This window comes from Albidovulum sediminis, from assembly GCF_025380365.1.
GTDB lineage: Bacteria > Pseudomonadota > Alphaproteobacteria > Rhodobacterales > Rhodobacteraceae > Albidovulum > Albidovulum sediminis.
Genome location: NZ_JAOCQF010000002.1, coordinates 513,434 through 527,966, shown reverse-complemented (window position 1 = coordinate 527,966; position 14,533 = coordinate 513,434). Strand labels below are relative to the sequence as shown.

At 69.0% G+C, this 14,533-nt stretch carries 13 protein-coding genes; 7 read left to right on the top strand and 6 right to left on the bottom strand.

All coding sequences use genetic code 11. The annotated features are described in order from the left end of the window. Positions 1-2: 2 nt before the first annotated feature. Both dut and coaBC read right to left on the bottom strand, forming a co-directional pair. On the bottom strand, positions 3-470 hold the full coding sequence (dut, locus tag N5I32_RS14280) for a dUTP diphosphatase (RefSeq protein ID WP_261496700.1): 468 nt from the start codon (positions 468-470) through the stop codon (positions 3-5). Between the two features lie 52 nt (positions 471-522). After that, positions 523-1,725 carry a bifunctional phosphopantothenoylcysteine decarboxylase/phosphopantothenate--cysteine ligase CoaBC gene (coaBC, locus tag N5I32_RS14275; RefSeq protein WP_261496544.1) on the bottom strand — a complete coding sequence of 401 codons (1,203 nt, stop codon included), beginning with the start codon at positions 1,723-1,725 and terminating at the stop codon, positions 523-525. A gap of 153 nt (positions 1,726-1,878) precedes the next feature. Between coaBC and N5I32_RS14270 the strand changes: the two genes are divergently transcribed. Together N5I32_RS14270 and N5I32_RS14265 are read left to right on the top strand one after the other, a co-directional pair. Further along, positions 1,879-2,751 (top strand): glutathione S-transferase, encoded by an 873-nt coding sequence (locus tag N5I32_RS14270; RefSeq protein ID WP_261496543.1) that lies wholly within the window; start codon positions 1,879-1,881, stop codon positions 2,749-2,751. A gap of 68 nt (positions 2,752-2,819) precedes the next feature. Beyond that, complete coding sequence (locus N5I32_RS14265) at positions 2,820-4,334, top strand: YifB family Mg chelatase-like AAA ATPase (RefSeq protein ID WP_261496542.1); 1,515 nt, start codon at positions 2,820-2,822, stop codon at positions 4,332-4,334. A 7-nt stretch (positions 4,335-4,341) separates the two neighbouring features. Here N5I32_RS14265 and gshB read toward each other — a convergent pair whose 3' ends face one another. From gshB to rsmI, 3 genes are all read right to left on the bottom strand, one after another. Then, on the bottom strand, positions 4,342-5,289 hold the full coding sequence (gene gshB, locus N5I32_RS14260) for a glutathione synthase (protein ID WP_261496541.1): 948 nt from the start codon (positions 5,287-5,289) through the stop codon (positions 4,342-4,344). 79 nt (positions 5,290-5,368) lie between these two features. Beyond that, complete coding sequence (locus tag N5I32_RS14255; protein WP_261496699.1) at positions 5,369-5,722, bottom strand: YraN family protein; 354 nt, start codon at positions 5,720-5,722, stop codon at positions 5,369-5,371. Then, the gene (gene rsmI / locus N5I32_RS14250) at positions 5,719-6,579 is read right to left on the bottom strand and encodes a 16S rRNA (cytidine(1402)-2'-O)-methyltransferase (protein ID WP_261496540.1); all 861 of its coding nucleotides are present in this window, start codon (positions 6,577-6,579) and stop codon (positions 5,719-5,721) included. The genes N5I32_RS14255 and rsmI overlap by 4 nt, the downstream gene beginning before the upstream one ends. Positions 6,580-6,669: 90 nt before the next feature. Here rsmI and N5I32_RS14245 point away from each other — a divergent pair, with 90 nt between their 5' ends. The 3 genes from N5I32_RS14245 to murJ are packed head-to-tail and all read left to right on the top strand — an operon-like array spanning position 6,670 to position 12,144. Further along, entirely contained in the window at positions 6,670-7,830 is a 1,161-nt protein-coding gene (locus tag N5I32_RS14245; RefSeq protein ID WP_261496539.1) for a penicillin-binding protein activator, read from the top strand. After that, complete coding sequence (locus tag N5I32_RS14240; protein WP_439648199.1) at positions 7,814-10,600, top strand: [protein-PII] uridylyltransferase; 2,787 nt, start codon at positions 7,814-7,816, stop codon at positions 10,598-10,600. The genes N5I32_RS14245 and N5I32_RS14240 overlap by 17 nt, the downstream gene beginning before the upstream one ends. Beyond that, complete coding sequence (murJ, locus tag N5I32_RS14235; protein ID WP_261496538.1) at positions 10,600-12,144, top strand: murein biosynthesis integral membrane protein MurJ; 1,545 nt, start codon at positions 10,600-10,602, stop codon at positions 12,142-12,144. Before N5I32_RS14240 ends, murJ begins: the two co-directional genes overlap by 1 nt. Here murJ and N5I32_RS14230 read toward each other — a convergent pair. Further along, positions 12,135-12,821 (bottom strand): rhomboid family intramembrane serine protease, encoded by a 687-nt coding sequence (locus tag N5I32_RS14230; RefSeq protein WP_261496537.1) that lies wholly within the window; start codon positions 12,819-12,821, stop codon positions 12,135-12,137. The two genes, murJ and N5I32_RS14230, sit on opposite strands and share 10 nt — an antisense overlap. Positions 12,822-12,908: 87 nt before the next feature. Here N5I32_RS14230 and trpS point away from each other — a divergent pair, with 87 nt between their 5' ends. Then, positions 12,909-13,943: a tryptophan--tRNA ligase gene (trpS, locus tag N5I32_RS14225; RefSeq protein ID WP_261496536.1), complete on the top strand. Its 1,035-nt coding sequence runs from the start codon at positions 12,909-12,911 to the stop codon at positions 13,941-13,943. 96 nt (positions 13,944-14,039) lie between these two features. After that, positions 14,040-14,525, top strand: a complete 486-nt coding sequence (locus N5I32_RS14220) for a VOC family protein (protein ID WP_261496695.1) — start codon at positions 14,040-14,042, stop codon at positions 14,523-14,525. Positions 14,526-14,533: the final 8 nt, after the last annotated feature.

Below are 14,533 nucleotides of genomic sequence, written 5' to 3'. Positions count from 1 at the left end.
CCTCATGCCGACCCCGTCGATCCGAAGCCGCCCGCCCCGCGCGCGGTGTCGCCCAGCGCCTCCACCGTCTCGAACCGCGCCCGGACCACCGGCGCCACCACCATCTGCGCGATCCGCGCGCCATGACCGATCACGAAGGGCGCAGCCCCGAAGTTGATCAGCAGCACCCCGAGCGGCCCGCGATAGTCGCTGTCGATGGTGCCCGGCGTATTGGGAAGCGATATCCCGTGCTTCAGCGCCAGGCCCGAGCGGGGACGGATCTGCGCCTCGAACCCCTCCGGGATCTCCACGCGCAACCCCGTCGGCACCACCGCGCGCTGCATCGGCGCCAGCGTGAAGCCCCCGGCGCGCAGGTCGGGCGGCAGGTTCGCGCGGATGTCCGCCCCGGCCGCCCCCGCCGTCTCGTAGGACGGCAGCGGCACCGATGGATCGGCCCAATCCTCGCGCAGAACCCGGATCACCGGAACCATCGCTGTCCCCTTCATTCTGGCCCAAATACTCCCGCCGGAGGCTTCCGCAGCCTCAGCCCGCGCAAAGTGCACGGGCGATGCGCGCGGCCAGCCGCCGGGCCACCTCGTCCTTCGGAAGCCGCGGCCACTCCTCTGCCCCCTCCGCGGTGATCAGCGTCACCGCGTTCTCCGCCCCGCCCATGATGCCGGTCGCGGCCGAGACATCGTTGGCCACGATCCAGTCACAGCCCTTGCGCGCGCGCTTGGTCGCCGCATGGGCCACGACATCGTCGGTCTCGGCGGCAAAGCCCACCACCAGCGCCGGTCGCCCCGCCCCCATCCGCGCCACGGTGGCGAGGATGTCGGGGTTTTCCGCGAACTCCAGCGCCGGTGCGCGGCCCGATCCGTCCTTCTTCATCTTCGACCCGGCGGCATTGGCCACCCGCCAGTCGGCGACCGCGGCCGCAAAGACCGCGGCATCCGCGGGCAGCGCGGCCTCGACCGCCTCCAGCATCTCGCGCGCGGTCTCGACCCGCACCACCCCGACACCGCCGGGCGGCGGGACGCTGGCCGGCCCGGTGACGAAGCTGACCCGCGCGCCCAGATCGCGCAGCGCCGCGGCGATCGCGGCCCCCTGCGCGCCCGAAGACCGGTTGGCGATGTAGCGCACCGGGTCGATGGGTTCATGCGTGGGGCCCGAGGTCACCACCACATGCCGCCCCTTCAGCGGCCCCTCGCCCAGCGCGGCCTCGACCGCCGCGACGATCTCCAGCGGTTCGGCCATGCGGCCCGGCCCGTATTCGCCGCAGGCCATGTCCCCTTCGTTCGGACCGGCGAACAGGATGCCGTCACCCTTCAGCGCCGCGATGTTGCGTTGGTTGGCGGGGTGCAGCCACATCCGCACGTTCATCGCCGGCGCCACCAGCACCCGCTTGTCCGTCGCCATCAGGAGGGTGGAGGCGAGGTCGTCCGCATGCCCCCCCGCCATCTTCGCCATCAGGTCCGCCGTCGCCGGCGCGACAACCACAAGATCGGCGGCGCGGCTCAACTCGATATGGCCCATCTCCGCCTCGTCGGTCAGGTCGAAAAGGTGGCGGTAGCATTGCGCCCCCGCCAGCGCGCCGGCCGACAGCGGCGTCACGAACTCCTCCGCCGCCCGGGTCAGGACCGGCGTCACCGAGGCGCCCCGCTCGCGCAGGCGCCGGATCAGGTCGAGCGCCTTGTAGGCCGCGATGCCGCCGCCGATCACCAGAAGGATACGCTTGCTCGTCAGCATCGGCCCTCTCCCTTGCCTGCATCAGGATTAGGCGCGGGGGCGCGGGATGACAAGCCGGGGCATCCATCACCTTCCGTGATGGAAGGGCGCACAAATCCTCGCGTGCGCGCACGCCCTTCGGCCGCTAGGGTGCCGCGAAACACGGAGATGCAGATGACCTACGAACTTGCCATCGGGGACCGCAGCTATTCCAGTTGGTCGCTCAGGGGCTGGCTTTTCTTCGAGAAATTCGCAATCCCGGTGAAGGTCCGCATCTGCGTTCTCTACACCGACGAAGTGCAGCGCCTGCTGGCGGATTTCGCGCCCGCGCGTCTGGTTCCCGCGGTGCGTACGCCCGAGGGCGAGGTGATCGGCGAAAGCATCGCCATCCTCGAAACGCTGGCCGAACGCCACCCCGACGCGGGGCTCTGGCCCGAAGATCCGGCGGCGCGGATCATGGCGCGCTACATGGTGGCCGAGATGCACGCGGGCTTCACCGCGCTCAGGGGCGACTGTGCGATGAACCTGCTGAAAAGCTACGCCGACAGCGCGCCGCGCGCCGAGGTTCTGGCCGACCTCGCGCGGATCGAGGCGATCTGGGCGCGCGCGCGTAGCCGCTTCGGTGCCGGCGGGCCCTGGCTGTTCGGTCGCTACACCGCGGCGGACGCCTTCTTCGCCCCCGTGGCCACGCGGATCGCCACCTACAACCTGCCGGTGTCCGCCCCCGCGCAGGCCTATGTCGACGCGCACCTTTCTGACCCGTCCTTCCGCCGCTGGCGCGCGATGGGCAAGGCCGAGAACCTGGTGCAGCCAAGCTACTACAAACCCTATGCCGAGCGTCCCTGGCCTGGCCCTGTGGTGCTTCCGGCGGTGGCCTGCGACGGCCCTTCGGTCAACGCCGCCTGCCCCTATTCCGGAAAGCCGGTGACCCACTTCCTGCACCTTGACGGCCGCGTCTGGGGCTTCTGCAATGCCTTCTGCCGCGACAAGACGATGCACGACCCTGAAGCCTGGCCCGCGTTCATGGAAATGACCCGCGCCGCCTGAGGCGCGTTAACCTTTCCTCAACTCTCCGCTCCTACCCGTTAACCAATTCGGAACGGGAGACGGCAGCGATGGTGGCGCGCACCTTCACGGTGGCCTTCGAGGGGGTTGAGGCGCGGATCGTCGAGGTCCAGTGCGCGGTGGCGAACGGTCTGCCCGCCTTTTCCATCGTCGGCCTTGCCGACAAGGCGGTGAGCGAGGCGCGCGACCGCGTGCGCTCCGCGCTCACCTCGATGTCGATCGCGCTGCCGTCGAAGAAGATCACGGTGAACCTCTCGCCCGCCGATCTTCCGAAGGAAGGATCGCATTTCGACCTGCCGATCGCGGTCGCCCTTCTGGCCGCCATCGACATCATCCCGCACGAGGACGCCGAGGCGACGGTGTCGCTGGGCGAGTTGTCGCTCGATGGGCGGCTGGTCGCGGTCGCGGGGGCGCTTCCCGCAGCGATGGCCGCGGCCGAGGAGGAGCGGCGGCTTCTCTGCCCCAAGGCCTGCGGCCCCGAGGCGGCCTGGGTGTCCGCGACGCCGGTCTTCGCCGCGGCCTCGCTGGCCGAGGTGCTGGGCCATTTCACAGGGCAATCGCCGATCCCCCCCGCAACCCCGGGCGAGGTCCGCACCGAGGCCGGCGCCCGCGACCTGCGCGACGTGAAGGGACAGGAACGCGCCAAGCGCGCGCTCGAGATCGCGGCGGCGGGGCGGCATCACCTGCTGATGGTGGGCACGCCCGGATCGGGCAAGTCGATGCTGGCCGCGCGAATTCCCGGCATCCTGCCGCCGCTCTCGCCGGTCGAGGCGCTGGAAACCTCGATGATCCATTCGCTCGCCGGACTGCTGGACGAAGGCGGCATCAGCCGCACCCGCCCCTTCCGAGAACCGCATCACACCGCCTCGATGGCCGCCATCGTCGGCGGGGGCCGGGGTGCCAAGCCGGGCGAGATCAGCCTGGCGCACAACGGCGTCCTCTTTCTGGACGAACTGCCGGAATTTCCCCGCCCCGTCCTGGAAACCCTGCGCCAGCCGATCGAGACGGGCGAGGTCGTCGTCGCCCGCGCCAATGCCCATGTCCGCTACCCCTGCCGGTTCCTGATGGTGGCCGCCGCCAACCCCTGCCGCTGCGGCTACCTGTCGGACCCGGCCCGCGCCTGCGCGAAAAGCCCCGGCTGCGGCGAGGAGTACCTGGGCCGGCTGTCCGGGCCGCTGATGGACCGGATCGACCTGCGCGTCGAGGTGCCGCCGGTTGCCTTCTCCGACCTCGACCTGCCGGCGGGCGGGGAAAGTTCCGCCGCTGTTGCCATCCGAGTGTCAGCAGCGCGGGCGCGCCAGACCGACCGCTTCCGCGGCCATCCCGGCGTGCGCGTCAACGCCGAGGCCGAGGGCGCGCTGCTGGAAGAGATCGCCGCGCCGGATGCCGAGGGGCGCGACCTGCTGGTCAAGGTCGCCAAACGCTTCGGCCTGTCCGCGCGCGGCTATCACCGGGTGCTGCGCGTGGCGCGCACCATCGCCGACCTTGACGGGGCGGGGACGGTCGGCAAGCCGCATGTGGCCGAGGCGGTGAGCTATCGCCTGACGCTCGCCAAGGCGTTGTGACCGCCGCTCAGCGCGCCAAACGCCGCGCCTCGATCGCGTCCCACATCAGCGCAGCGGTGTTGGTGCCGTCGAATCGCTCAAGCTCCTGGATGCCGGTGGGCGAGGTGACGTTGATTTCGGTCAGCCAGTCGCCGATCACGTCGATGCCAACGAAGATCTGGCCCTTCTCCCGCAGGGTCGGGCCGATCGCGTCGCAGATCTCCCGGTCGCGGTCAGTGAGGCCCACCTTCTCCGGCCGCCCGCCCACATGCATGTTCGACCGTGTCTCCCCCTCGGCCGGGACGCGGTTGATCGCGCCCACCGGCACGCCGTCGACAAGGATGATGCGCTTGTCGCCCTTCACCACGGCGGGGACGTATTTCTGCGCGATCAACGGCTCCCGGTTGATGCCGGTGAACAGTTCGTGCAGCGAGGCGAGGTTGCGGTCGTTCGGGTCCAGCCGGAACACGCCCGCGCCGCCGTTGCCGTAAAGCGGCTTCAGGATGATGTCGCCGTGCTCGGCCTTGAACGACCGGATCGTCGCCAGGTCGCGCGCGATGAGCGTCGGCGGGGTCAGGTGCGGAAAGTCGAGGACCAGCAGCTTTTCGGGGCAATTGCGCACCCAGAAGGGATCGTTGACGACCAGCGTGCCGGGCGTCAGACGCTCCAGCAGGTGGGTGTTGGTGATGTAGCTCATGTCGAAGGGCGGGTCCTGGCGCAGCCAGACCACGTCCCAGTCGGCCAGGTCGACCTCGGTTTCCGGCCCGAGCGAGTAGTGGTTGCCCTTCTCGCGCCGGAGCGCCAGCGGCCAGCCGCGCGCCAGGATGCGCCCCTCGCGGTAGGAAAGCCGGTCGGGCGTGTAGTAGAAAAGCGTGTGCCCCCGCTCCTGCGCCTCAAGCCCGATGCGGAAGGAGGAATCGGCGTCGATGTTGATGGGACCGATCGGGTCCATCTGGATTGCGACCTTGAGAGCCATGGCGTCCCCCGTTCCGAAGCGTCTGGCGGAGTGATGGCGCAAGGGGCGGCGGGATGCAATCGCCCGCGAACGCCCGGCGTCAGGCGCCCAGCGCGTTTCGGATCACGTCGATGTGACCTGTGGCATCGACAAGCGCCACGTCAAAGCGCATCTCGGTGTCCTGCCCGGCCGGTTCCGCCGCGACAAATTCCTGCGCGGCCGCGAACAGTCGGGCGATCTGGCGCGGAAGCAGCATCTGCGCCGCACCCGCCGTGGTTTCCGAGCACTTGACCTCGACGAACACCACGCGGGCGCCTTCCCGCACGATCAGGTCGATCTCGCCGGCCCTGCCGCGCCAGCACTGCGCCGCGACGGTCGCCCCGGCCGCCGAATAGTGCCGCGCCACCTGATCCTCGGCGGAGTGTCCCGCCAGATGCGCGACGCGCCCCCTTATCCGTCGCGCGGCAGTTTCAGCGCCGCCTGATAGACGTCGCGCTTCGGCAGTTTCAGCGCCTCTGCCACCATGGCGGCCGCGTCCTTCACCGAAAGCGTCTTCATCGCCTCGCACAGCATCGCCTCCATGTCGGCGGCGTCGACCGCCCGTTCGGGCGCGCGGTCGACCAGTACGACGACCTCGCCCTTGACCGTCCGGGCCGAGAAGTCGGCGGCCAGTTCCGCCAGCGTCCCCCGCCGCACCTCCTCGAACTTCTTGGTCAGTTCGCGGCAGACGACGGCCTGCCGGTCCTGCCCGAATCCTGCGGCCAGTTCGGTTAACAAATCGCCAACGCGCCTCGGCGACTCGTAAAGGATCAGCGTCGCCGGGGTCGCGGCCAACTCGGCCAGCCAGCGTCGCCGGGCGCCTTCGGCCGATGGCGGGAAACCCGCGAAGAGAAAGCGGTCGCTTGGCAGGCCCGAGACCGTCAGCGCGCAGAGCACGGCCGACGCGCCCGGCGCCGCGGTGACCATATGCCCCGCCGCCGCCGCCGCGCGCCCCAGCTGAAAACCGGGATCGGCGACAAGCGGCGTGCCCGCCTCGGAAGCGTAGGCGACCGACTTGCCCTCTGCCAGCGCCTTCAGAAGCCGCGGGCGCGCCTCCTCTCCGTTGTGGTCGTGGTAGGCGACGAGCGGCCGGCCGGCAATCGGGATGCCGTGGATCTCCATCAGATGCCGAAGGGTCCGCGTGTCCTCGGCCGCGATCACGTCGGCAGAGGCTAGAATGTCGAGCGCGCGCAGCGTGATGTCGCGGGCAGCGCCGATGGGGGTGGAGACGAAATAGAGCCCCGGCGCAAGTTTCTGGATTTCGCCGGTCATGCTTTCAGGGCCCGCTGCAAAGTTTACTTCACCCCGCGAAACGCATAGGGTCGGCGCAACGACAGGCTGCGCCAGGATGAGGTTGGTTCCATGTTCGCCGTTTTAGGATTCGCCCGCAAGCCCATGGCCTGGCTGGCGCTCTCGCTTCTTCCGCTGGCAGCCTGCGGGCCGATGCCCGGTGGCGGCTCGGTGGCGCCGGGCAAGCCGGTGCCGGTCGGGCTTCTGGTGCCGTCCGGATCGGGCAACGCCTCGGACGAGGTGCTGGCCCAGAACCTGCGCCAAGCGGCCGAGATGGCAGCGTCCGACCTTGAAGGCGCCTCGGTCGATCTGAGGGTCTACAGCACCGGCTCGGACGCCGCGGGCGCGGCGGCGGCGGCGCAACGGGCGGTCAGCGAAGGGGCCGCGGTGATCCTCGGGCCGGTCTATGCGGAATCGGCCAATGCCGCGGGCAAGGCCGTGGCGGGATCGGGCGTCAACGTGCTCGCCTTCTCGAACGTGACCGACATCGCGGGCGGCAACGTCTTTGTCCTTGGCCAGACCTTCCCCAACACAGCCGAACGGCTGGTCCGCTTCGCCGCGGCGCAGGGGCGCAACCGGATCTTCGTCCTGCACGAGCAGACCGCCGCGGGCGACACCGGCCGCCGGGCGATCGAGGCGGCCATCGCCCGGTCCCCGGCGACGCATGCGGGAACGGCAAGCTACGAGTTCTCTCAGCAGGGCATCATCACCGCCGCACCGCAGATCGTCGCCCGCATCAAGGCGGCGGGCGCGAACGCGGTGTTCCTGACGGCCGACAGCGGCGGTGCGCTGCAGCTTCTGGCGCAGCTTCTTCCGGAAAGCGGGCTCGACACCACTGCGATCAAGCTGATCGGGCTGACCCGCTGGGACACCTCGCCGGCGAACCTGACGCTTTCGGGATTGCAGGGCGGCTGGTTCGCGCTGCCTGACCCCGGGCCCTCGTCCAGCTTCCAGGCGCGCTTCACCGCCCGCTACGGGTCGATCCCGCTGCCGGTCGCGGGGCTTGCCTATGACGGCGTTGCCGCCATCGGCGCGCTGGCCCGCAGCGGCGCGCCCAATGCGCTCTCCGCCTCTGCGCTGACCCAGGGGGCCGGATTTGCCGGGGTGAACGGCGTCTTCCGGCTGCTGTCCGACGGAACCAACCAGCGCGCCCTTGCGGTGGCCGAGATCCGCAACGGCCAGATCGTCGTGCTTGACCCCGCGCCGAGAAGCTTCGGTGGCGCCGGTTTCTGAAGCGGCGGCCCTTCCGCCCGCCCCCCATGCCCAAGCGCTTCTCGGGCACCTGACGCTCTGGGACGGCGAGGCCTTCATTGCCGCCGCCGCAACCGAACTGGCCGGCGAAAGCGACCCGCGGGCGCGGCGTGCGGCCATCGTCAAGGCGCTGGTGGCCGGCCGGCAGCAGGGCCTGCACGCGATCGAGGCGACGTTCCGCGCATCCCCGGGCGAGGCGCGTGCGATCACGCAGGCCTATGCCGCCCTGACCGATGCGGTCGTATGCGCGGCCTTTCTGGCTGCGACGCGCCTCCTGCATCCGCTGGCCAGCCCGACCGAGGCCGAAAAGATCGCCGTCCTGGCCGTGGGCGGTTACGGCCGGGCCGAAATGGCGCCGTTCTCGGACGTGGACCTTCTGTTCCTGACGCCCTGGAAGATGACCCCCTGGGCCGAAAGCGTGATCGAGTCCATGCTCTACATCCTGTGGGACATGCGCCTGAAGGTCGGCCACGCCAGCCGCACGGTGAAGGACTGCCTCCGGCTCGGGCGCGAGGACTACACCATTCGTACCGCCCTGCTGGAACGGCGGTTCATCTGCGGGCACGAGCCCCTGGCCGAAGAGCTGCGCAAGCGCCTGCGCAACGATCTGTTCCGCAACACCGCCCCCGAGTTCATCGAGGCGAAGCTTCAGGAGCGGGGTGAGCGCCACAAGCGGCAGGGCGGTCAGCGCTACATGTTGGAGCCCAACGTGAAGGAGGGCAAGGGCGGCCTGCGCGACCTGCAGACGCTCTACTGGATCGGCAAGTACATTCACGGCGTCCGCAGCCCGGCGGAACTGGTCGACGTCGGCCTGTTGCGCGCCGACGAATTCGATGCCTTCGAGGCGGCGGACAACTTCCTCTGGGCGGTGCGCTGCCATCTGCACCTGATCGCGGGGCGCGCGGCCGACCAGCTGACCTTCGACCTACAGGTCGAGGTCGCGGCGCGCATGGGCTACCGCGACACCGGCGGGCGGCGGGCGGTCGAACACTTCATGCAGGACTATTTCCGCCACGCGACTCACGTGGGCGAACTGACGCGCGTCTTCCTGACCGTGCTCGAGGCGCGCCACGTCAAGCGCGAGGCGACGCTGGCGGGCCTGTTCCGCCGCCGCAAGAAGCTGCGCGGGGGCTTCCGCATCGACCGCGGCCGTATCACCATCGGCAACGAGCGCGAATTCCTGTCCGACAAGCTGAACCTGCTCAGGATCTTCGAGGAGGGCCTGCGAACCGGCTACCTGATCCACCCCGACGCGATGCGGGTGGTGCGCGCGAACCTGCACCTGATCGACGACGACATGCGCGAGGACCGCGAGGCGACGCGCATCTTCCTTGACCTGATGCTGAAACACGGCAACCCCGAACGGGCGCTGCGGCGGATGAACGAACTTGGCGTGCTGTCGGCCTTCATCCCCGAGTTCGAGCCGATCGTGGCGATGATGCAGTTCAACGTCTACCACCACTACACGGTGGACGAACACACGATCCAGACGATCTCCACCCTCGCCCAGATCGAGCGCAACGAGCTGATCGAGGAGCTGCCGCTGTCCTCCGCCATCCTCGAAGAGGGGGTGAACCGGCGCGTCCTTTATGTTGCGCTGCTTCTCCACGACATCGGCAAGGGCCGGCCGGAGGATCATTCGATCCTGGGCGCACAGATCGCGCGGCGGGTGGCGCCGCGGCTCGGCCTGAACGCTGAGGAATGCGAGACCGTCGAATGGCTGGTGCGCTATCACCTCTTCATGTCCGACATGGCGCAAAAGCGCGACATCTCGGATCCGCGCACGGTGCGCGACTTCGCCAAGGTGGTGAAGACGAAGAAGCGGCTCGACCTCCTGACGGTGCTGACGGTCTGCGACATCCGCGGCGTGGGGCCCAACACCTGGAACAACTGGAAGGCCATGCTGCTGCGCCGCCTTCACGCCGAAACCTCCGACGCGCTGGTGGCCGGGCTGGAATCGGTCAACCGCGAGAAGCGCGAGGATGAACAGAAGCGCGCGCTGCGCGAGGTGCTGAAGGACTGGGACGCGAAGGATCTGCGCCGGGAAACGGCGCGCCACTACGGCCCCTACTGGCAAGGGCTTTCGACCGAAACCCAGGCGGTTTTCGCCCGCCTGCTGCGCGGCATCGGCGACGACGAGATCCGCATCGACATCAAGCCCGACCTTGACCGGGACGCGACCCGGACCTGTTTCGCGCTTGCCGACCACCCCGGCATCTTTTCCCGCCTTGCCGGCGCGTTGGCGCTGGTTGGCGCCAACGTGGTGGACGCGCGCACCTACACCTCGAAGGACGGCTACGCGACCGCCGTCTTCTGGGTGCAGGACGCCGAGGGGCACCCCTACGAGACCGAGCATCTGCCGCGCCTGCGCACCACCATCGAGCGCACGCTGAAGGGCGAGGTCGTCGCGCGCGAGGCGCTCAAGACCCGCGACAAGATCAAGAAGCGCGAACGCCAGTTCCGCTTCCCGACCCACATCACCTTCGACAACGAAGGCTCGGAGATCTACACCATCGTCGAGGTCGACACCCGCGACCGGCCGGCGCTGCTTTACGACCTGACCCGGACGCTGGCGGCCAACAACATCTACATCGCCAGCGCCGTGATCGCGACCTTCGGGGCGCAGGTCGTGGACACGTTCTATGTCAAGGACATGTTCGGGTTGAAGCTGCACACCAAGGCCAAGCGCGACAGCCTGGAGCGCAAGCTGAGGCAGGCCATCACCGAGGGCGCCGAAAGGGCGCAGGCCTGATGAAACCGATCCGCCTTGTCCGCGGCTTCCTGACCGTCGGGGCCTGGACGCTGCTCAGCCGGGTGGTGGGCTTCCTGCGCGACATGCTGATCGCCGCCTACCTTGGCACCGGCCCGGTGGCGGAGGCGTTCCTGGTCGCCTTCTCGCTGCCCAACATGTTCCGCCGCTTCTTCGCCGAGGGCGCCTTCAACACCGCCTTCGTGCCGATGTTCTCCAAGAAGCTCGAGGCGGGCGAGGACGCCAAGGGCTTTGCCGAGGATGCCTTTACCGGGCTTGCCATCGTCGTGCTGGCCGTCTCGGCTCTGGCGATGGTGGCGATGCCCTGGCTTGTCCTTGCCATGGCAGGCGGCTTTGCCGGGGACGAGCGGTTGCCCCTCGCCGTCGAGTTCGGGCGCATCTGCTTTCCCTACATCCTCTTCATCTCTCTGACCGCGCTCCTCTCCGGCCTTCTGAATGCGGGCGGGCGGTTCATGGCGGCGGCCGGCGCGCCGGTCCTCCTGAACCTCATCTTCATCGCCGCCATGGTCCTCGCCCGGCACCGCGGCTGGGACATGGGGCTGACACTGTCCTGGGCAACCCCGCTGACCGGGCTTGCACAACTGGGGCTGGTCTGGCTCGCCGCGGCGCGGATGGGCTTTGCACTGCGTTTCCGCCGGCCCCGCTTCACGCCCGAACTCAGGCGCCTTCTCACCATCGCCGCGCCCGCGGTGCTGGCCGGCGGCGTGGTGCAGATCAACCTGCTGGTCGGCCGGCAGGTCGGCAGCTTCTTCGACGGCGCGATCGCCTGGCTGAACTACGCCGACCGGCTATACCAGCTTCCCCTCGGCGTCGTCGGCATCGCCATCGGCATCGTGCTGCTGCCCGACCTGTCGCGGCGGCTGAAGAACGGCGACACCGGCGGCGGCCGCCACGCTCTGTCGCGCGCGATGGAGTTCGCGCTTTTCCTTACCATCCCGGCGGCGGTCGCGCTGGTCGTCATCCCGGTTCCGCTGATTGCCGTCCTGTTCGAGCGGGGCGAGTTCCTTGCCTCCGACACGCTGCCCACCGCGCAGGTGCTCGCGATCTACGGCCTGGGCCTGCCGGCTTTCGTGCTTCAGAAGGTGCTGCAACCGCTCTACTTCGCGCGCGAGGATACGCGGACACCCTTCCGCTTTGCCGTCCACTCGATGCTGATCAATGCCGCACTTGCCATCGGCCTTGCGCCGCTGATCGGGTTCAGCGCGGCGGCCTGGGGCACCACGCTGTCAGGCTGGGCGATGACGGGGCAACTGTGGTGGGGGACGCGCCAAATGGGCGAGGCGGCGCGCGCCGACGACCGGCTGCGCCGGCGCCTGCCGCGCACGGTCCTGTCCGCCGCGATCATGGGGCTATGCCTCTGGGCGCTGACCTGGCTGATGGCCGACATGCTGGGCAGGGAGCATGTGCGCATCCTGGCACTCTTCCTGCTGGTCCTGGGCGGCATGGCCAGCTTCGGCGCCGCCGCGCTCCTCTCCGGGGCCTTCCGTCCGTCCGACCTGCGCGCGGGGCTTTCGCGTCAGCGCTGACGGATCCGCGCCAGAAGGTGGGCGGGCCCGCCCGGGCCAACGACGAAGGAGGCGCCGAAGCCGAAGCCGAAGCCGGCGAGATCCGCGATCCAGTCGGGGGTGCCGCCGAAGAGCATGCCGAACAGCAACTGGATGCCCAGAAGGAACCCGATCAGCGTGAAGGCGCGGGCGCGGTTGGCGTTTTCCGCCCCGAGCCGCGCCCAGAGCATGAAAGTGAAGGTGCCGATCAGCCCGTAGACCGCCGGATAGCCGCCGAAAAGCGGATAGCTGATGCCCGGAACGGCGGAGTAGACGAGAGCGCCGAAGATCCCGGCCCCGAAGAAGATCACCATCACCGCCCAGGCCTTGTAGACCTCGGCCACCATCTTGCCGAGCGCAAGCAGGAAGACCGCGACGAAGATCGCATGGGTAAAGCTGCCGTGGACATAGATGTAGGTGACGAAGCGCCAGAGCGCGTCGGGCGGATACTGTCCCTGATCGATCATCGCCTCAAGCAGTTGCGGCGGCAGCGCAAAGCGTTGCAGCGCGTCGTTGCGCCAGCCCTCGCCCGCCGCGCCCCCGGCCAGGCCCGCGGCCCCGAGGCCCACCGCCACCTCCATCGCGACAAGCGGCAGAAGCAGAAGCCACACCACCCCCGGCAGAGGGTTCAGCGGCGCTTCGTCGTATCCTGGCCGCATCGCGATCTCCTTACGGCGTTGACGGGACTTCCCCCCTGCGATACGCGAGCGGGGCGAAAATTTCCAGACGGACGAGTGGGACGGACCATGGCCGAGGCGACCTCCAAATTCACCCCGCGCATCTTTTCGGGCATCCAGCCGTCCGGCGGGCTGACGCTGGGCAACTACCTCGGCGCGCTCAAGCGCTTTGTCGAGAAGCAGAACGAGGGGATCGAGACGATCTACTGCCTCGTCGACCTGCACGCCATCACCGTCTGGCAGGACCCGGAAAAGCTGCGCGCCCAGACGCGCGAGGCGGCGGCGGGCTTCATCGCCGCCGGCATCGACCCGAAACGGTCGATCCTGTTCAACCAGAGCCAGGTGCCCGGCCACGCGCAACTGGCCTGGATCTTCAACTGCGTCGCGCGGATGGGCTGGATGGGCCGCATGACCCAGTGGAAGGACAAGACCGCCGGCAAGAACGCCGAGGCCGAAAGCCTGGGGCTGTTCGCCTATCCGTCGCTGATGGCGGCGGACATCCTGCTTTACCACGCGACCCACGTCCCGGTGGGCGAGGACCAGAAGCAGCACCTGGAGTTGACGCGCGACATCGCGATGAAGTTCAACCACGACTACAAGGTCGATTTCTTCCCCGTCACCGAGCCGGTGATCGAAGGCGCCGCGACGCGGGTGATGAGCTTGCGTGACGGATCGAAGAAGATGTCGAAATCCGATCCCTCGGATGCCAGCCGGATCAACCTGACGGACGATGCGGACACCATCGCGCAGAAATTCCGCAAGGCAAAGACCGACCCCGAACCCCTGCCCGAAACGCTCGACGGGCTGAAGGACCGGCCCGAGGCGAAGAACCTGGTCAACATCTACGCGGCGCTCTCCGATGCCACGCCTGAGGCGGTCATCGCGGAGTTTGGCGGCAAGGGCTTCGGCACGTTCAAGCCGGCGCTCGCCGATCTCGCCGTGGCCCGGCTTGCCCCCATCGCGGGGGAGATGAAGCGGCTGATGGCCGACCCGGCCGAGATCGACCGCATCCTCGGCGACGGGGCGGCGCGGGCCGACGCAATCGCCTCGCCGATCCTGCGCCAGACCTACGACATCGTGGGCATGATCCGGTCGCGCGTCTGACATCCTCTGCGTTCTTGCACAGACTGCGCGCATAAACGTGTCTTTATGTGCGTCCTCGCCATGTCATATTGCGGGGAGACGCGAATGGAGACACAGATGACCTATACCGCCCCGGCCGGAACCCGCATCGGCCACGTCCACCTGAAGGTGGCGGACCTCGACCGCGCGATCGCCTTCTATTCCGGGATTCTCGGCTTCGAGGTGATGCAGCGCTACGGCAAGGGCGCGGCCTTCCTCTCCGCAGGTGGCTATCACCACCACATCGGGCTGAACACGTGGGAGAGCAAGGGCGGCACCCCGCCGGCGCGGGGTCACACCGGGCTTTACCACACCGCGTTCCTCTACCCGACCCGCGCCGACCTGGCGCGGGTTCTCAAAAGCCTGGTCGAGGCGGGCTATCCGCTGGACGGCGCCTCCGACCACGGGGTGAGCGAGGCGATCTACCTGCGCGACCCCGACGGCAACGGGGTGGAGCTTTACCGCGACCGGGACGAGGCCGACTGGCCCCGTGACGACAGCGGCGAGCTTGCCATGGTGACCGAACCGCTCGACCTGCGGGCCTTGCTGGCCGAGGCGCGCTGAGGCGCGCC